This is a genomic window from Shewanella sp. Shew256 (genome assembly GCF_002196695.1).
Taxonomy (GTDB): domain Bacteria; phylum Pseudomonadota; class Gammaproteobacteria; order Enterobacterales; family Shewanellaceae; genus Shewanella; species Shewanella mangrovisoli.
The window spans coordinates 1-3,999 of sequence record NZ_NAJR01000037.1; the positions used below are offsets into that span (position 1 = coordinate 1).

Here is a 3,999-nt window from a genome sequence, read left to right on the forward strand (position 1 = left end):
GGCCAGGCCTCAGCATTTTATTATGGTGATCCCCTGGGCGAAATGCGCCTGGTAAGCAGAGTTTTTGAAATGTAAGGCCTTTGAATAAGACAAAAGGCTGCCTCATCGCTAACTTTGCAACAGTGCCCCTGCGTGCGCTGCTGCCATGTCCACTACCTGACGCCGGTGATGGTGATGGCCTCGCCGGAGCGGGAATTTCTTAACCTCGACGAATTTAGACGATCGGCGGGCGAGGGGATGTCGTGGCAAGGTCCGCCTTGCGCTGCTCCGCAAGGGCGACACCAGCGGGTTCGTCGGCGGCCACGCCTAGCGCGACCGCAACCAAGCGTCGAAAAAGTATACGCTCGTCACCCGCCGTCTCCTGTGCTGAGAGTCTCAGGCCGATCGGCCGGCAGGGCTCAATGTCAGCAAACGCGTGATGAGCGGTGGCCTTCAACAGTGATAAGGCGGCACCAGAGAAAAATCACTCAGGGTCAATGCCAGCGCTTCGTTAATACAGATGTAGGTGTTCCACAGGGTAGCCAGCAGCATCCTGCGATGCAGATCCGGAACATAATGGTGCAGGGCGCTGACTTCCGGTGCCAGCAGATATTTTGGCAGTTTGCCTTGGATCAGAGCCATCTGACGCAGGGCTAGTGCAGCCGGATAGTCAATAGCTACCGGCAGCGGTGCGGACTGTTGTAACTCAGAATAAGAAATGAGGCCGCTCATGGCGTTGACTCTCAGTCATAGTATCGTGGTATCACCGGTTGGTTCCACTCTCTGTTGCGGGCAACTTCAGCAGCACGTAGGGGACTTCCGCGTTTCCAGACTTTACGAAACACGGAAACCGAAGACCATTCATGTTGTTGCTCAGGTCGCAGACGTTTTGCAGCAGCAGTCGCTTCACGTTCGCTCGCGTATCGGTGATTCATTCTGCTAACCAGTAAGGCAACCCCGCCAGCCTAGCCGGGTCCTCAACGACAGGAGCACGATCATGCGCACCCGTGGCCAGGACCCAACGCTGCCCGAGATGCGCCGCGTGCGGCTGCTGGAGATGGCGGACGCGATGGATATGTTCTGCCAAGGGTTGGTTTGCGCATTCACAGTTCTCCGCAAGAATTGATTGGCTCCAATTCTTGGAGTGGTGAATCCGTTAGCGAGGTGCCGCCGGCTTCCATTCAGGTCGAGGTGGCCCGGCTCCATGCACCGCGACGCAACGCGGGGAGGCAGACAAGGTATAGGGCGGCGCCTACAATCCATGCCAACCCGTTCCATGTGCTCGCCGAGGCGGCATAAATCGCCGTGACGATCAGCGGTCCAATGATCGAAGTTAGGCTGGTAAGAGCCGCGAGCGATCCTTGAAGCTGTCCCTGATGGTCGTCATCTACCTGCCTGGACAGCATGGCCTGCAACGCGGGCATCCCGATGCCGCCGGAAGCGAGAAGAATCATAATGGGGAAGGCCATCCAGCCTCGCGTCGCGAACGCCAGCAAGACGTAGCCCAGCGCGTCGGCCGCCATGCCGGCGATAATGGCCTGCTTCTCGCCGAAACGTTTGGTGGCGGGACCAGTGACGAAGGCTTGAGCGAGGGCGTGCAAGATTCCGAATACCGCAAGCGACAGGCCGATCATCGTCGCGCTCCAGCGAAAGCGGTCCTCGCCGAAAATGACCCAGAGCGCTGCCGGCACCTGTCCTACGAGTTGCATGATAAAGAAGACAGTCATAAGTGCGGCGACGATAGTCATGCCCCGCGCCCACCGGAAGGAGCTGACTGGGTTGAAGGCTCTCAAGGGCATCGGTCGACGCTCTCCCTTATGCGACTCCTGCATTAGGAAGCAGCCCAGTAGTAGGTTGAGGCCGTTGAGCACCGCCGCCGCAAGGAATGGTGCATGCAAGGAGATGGCGCCCAACAGTCCCCCGGCCACGGGGCCTGCCACCATACCCACGCCGAAACAAGCGCTCATGAGCCCGAAGTGGCGAGCCCGATCTTCCCCATCGGTGATGTCGGCGATATAGGCGCCAGCAACCGCACCTGTGGCGCCGGTGATGCCGGCCACGATGCGTCCGGCGTAGAGGATCCACAGGACGGGTGTGGTCGCCATGATCGCGTAGTCGATAGTGGCTCCAAGTAGCGAAGCGAGCAGGACTGGGCGGCGGCCAAAGCGGTCGGACAGTGCTCCGAGAACGGGTGCGCATAGAAATTGCATCAACGCATATAGCGCTAGCAGCACGCCATAGTGACTGGCGATGCTGTCGGAATGGACGATATCCCGCAAGAGGCCCGGCAGTACCGGCATAACCAAGCCTATGCCTACAGCATCCAGGGTGACGGTGCCGAGGATGACGATGAGCGCATTGTTAGATTTCATACACGGTGCCTGACTGCGTTAGCAATTTAACTGTGATAAACTACCGCATTAAAGCTTATCGATGATAAGCTGTCAAACATGAGAATTCGCGAATGAACAAGCTCCAACGCGAGGCCGTGATCCGAACCGCGCTCGAACTGCTTAACGACGTGGGCATGGAAGGTCTAACGACGCGCCGACTGGCTGAGCGCCTCGGGGTGCAACAGCCAGCGCTCTACTGGCATTTCAAGAACAAGCGTGCGTTGCTCGACGCACTTGCCGAAGCCATGCTGACGATAAATCACACGCATTCGACGCCAAGGGATGACGACGACTGGCGTTCGTTCCTGAAGGGCAATGCATGCAGTTTTCGACGGGCGTTGCTCGCTTATCGCGATGGCGCGCGTATTCATGCCGGGACGCGGCCAGCCGCGCCGCAGATGGAAAAAGCCGACGCGCAGCTTCGCTTCCTTTGCGATGCTGGCTTTTCGGCAGGTGACGCGACCTATGCGTTGATGGCAATCAGCTACTTCACCGTCGGCGCTGTTCTTGAGCAGCAAGCTAGCGAGGCAGACGCCGAGGAGCGGGGCGAAGATCAGTTGACCACCTCAGCGTCTACGATGCCGGCGCGCCTACAGAGCGCGATGAAAATCGTCTACGAAGGCGGTCCGGACGCGGCATTCGAGCGAGGCCTGGCTCTCATCATCGGCGGTCTTGAAAAAATGAGGCTCACTACGAACGACATTGAGGTGCTGAAGAATGTTGACGAATGACAGGGGGCGGCAGGTGCGGAGGGCGCGGTTGCTTCGTCATATGAAGCAAAGTCACCTAGCTGAATTAATGGGTGTGGATCAGGCAACCGTGTCGCGCTGGGAGCGGGGCACCCTTGCATTGTCGGATGGGAGGTGGTCAGCGGTTCTTCAATTGCTTACCGGGCCTTCCGATTCATCGTACGACGCTGCGCTGAAGCGTCTGGTGCAATCCTCCGCCCACAAAGTCCATCTGGTAGCGACCGGACACATTGTTTGCTCGCGGCATCTCCGGCCAGGCAAAGGGAATTGCGGATTGACCTAGCCGAACTCCTTGGTAAATCGCTGCGTGTTTATGCGTCCCCGAGATAGTTGCGGCCGACTCTGCGCTTAATGGGCTCGGTTGGCATGAGGGGCGGCTGGGGTCACTCGAGGTGGATACCGGCCCGAACTGGAGCGAGGAACTTCCATACTGCCAAGGCGAATGCTGTGGGAGCGCATCATGCTCGCTGATGGTAGCCCGGCACTACTTGTTACCACCACAGCTTAATGCGAAGGGTGCTCCTGTTCTTGTGCATATTTTATGCGCTGCTGATTGTGCATCGAACTGATAACCTCAACGGGTCTGCTTTGTAGTTCACCACACCCCTGACGCGCGCGTGCCGGATAAGCAGAACTATGGTGCCGATGGATGTCAGGAACACTCGGCCTGGTTCGTAACTAGGTCGTCCTGCGCGATCCTGCGGCTAGGGCCGGAATCGTGCTCGCCAGTCAGGCGCTGATGAAGCCTATGGGCACTGTTGCAAATAGTCGGTGGTGATAAACTTATCATCCCCTTTTGCTGATGGAGCTGCACATGAACCCATTCAAAGGCCGGCATTTTCAGCGTGACATCATTCTGTGGGCCGTACGCTGGTACT

Annotated in this window: 5 protein-coding genes and 1 pseudogene; 4 read left to right on the forward strand and 2 right to left on the reverse strand. The window is 58.2% G+C overall.

Translation table 11 applies throughout. The features are described 5' to 3' along the window. A pseudogene (locus B5P39_RS24620) lies at positions 1-75 on the forward strand (IS6 family transposase); the annotation flags it as partial. Positions 76-432: 357 nt separating this feature from the next. Here the strand turns inward: B5P39_RS24620 and B5P39_RS24170 are convergent. Next, on the reverse strand, positions 433-711 hold the full coding sequence (locus B5P39_RS24170; RefSeq protein ID WP_000015696.1) for a tyrosine-type recombinase/integrase: 279 nt from the start codon (positions 709-711) through the stop codon (positions 433-435). Positions 712-976: 265 nt separating this feature from the next. Between B5P39_RS24170 and B5P39_RS25225 the strand changes: the two genes are divergently transcribed. Further along, a complete protein-coding gene (locus B5P39_RS25225; RefSeq protein WP_001260374.1) occupies positions 977-1,105 on the forward strand; it encodes a type VI secretion protein in 129 nt (42 codons plus the stop codon). A 55-nt stretch (positions 1,106-1,160) separates the two neighbouring features. On the opposite strand, the gene tet(C) is transcribed toward B5P39_RS25225, so the two are convergent. After that, complete coding sequence (gene tet(C), locus B5P39_RS24185; protein ID WP_001297013.1) at positions 1,161-2,351, reverse strand: tetracycline efflux MFS transporter Tet(C); 1,191 nt, start codon at positions 2,349-2,351, stop codon at positions 1,161-1,163. A gap of 92 nt (positions 2,352-2,443) precedes the next feature. Between tet(C) and tetR(C) the strand changes: the two genes are divergently transcribed. Both tetR(C) and B5P39_RS25230 read left to right on the forward strand, forming a co-directional pair. Next, positions 2,444-3,103 (forward strand): tetracycline resistance transcriptional repressor TetR(C), encoded by a 660-nt coding sequence (gene tetR(C), locus B5P39_RS24190; RefSeq protein WP_001038045.1) that lies wholly within the window; start codon positions 2,444-2,446, stop codon positions 3,101-3,103. Further along, a complete protein-coding gene (locus B5P39_RS25230) occupies positions 3,090-3,404 on the forward strand; it encodes a helix-turn-helix domain-containing protein (RefSeq protein ID WP_061342203.1) in 315 nt (104 codons plus the stop codon). Before tetR(C) ends, B5P39_RS25230 begins: the two co-directional genes overlap by 14 nt. Positions 3,405-3,999: the final 595 nt, after the last annotated feature.

Excerpts from the sequence above, each read along its gene's own strand:
- B5P39_RS24170 (WP_000015696.1), bottom strand. The coding sequence starts at position 711 with ATGAGCGGCCTCATTTCTTATTCTGAGTTACAACAGTCCGCACCGCTG.
- B5P39_RS25225 (WP_001260374.1), top strand. The coding sequence starts at position 977 with ATGCGCACCCGTGGCCAGGACCCAACGCTGCCCGAGATGCGCCGCGTG.
- B5P39_RS25230 (WP_061342203.1), top strand. The coding sequence starts at position 3,090 with ATGTTGACGAATGACAGGGGGCGGCAGGTGCGGAGGGCGCGGTTGCTT.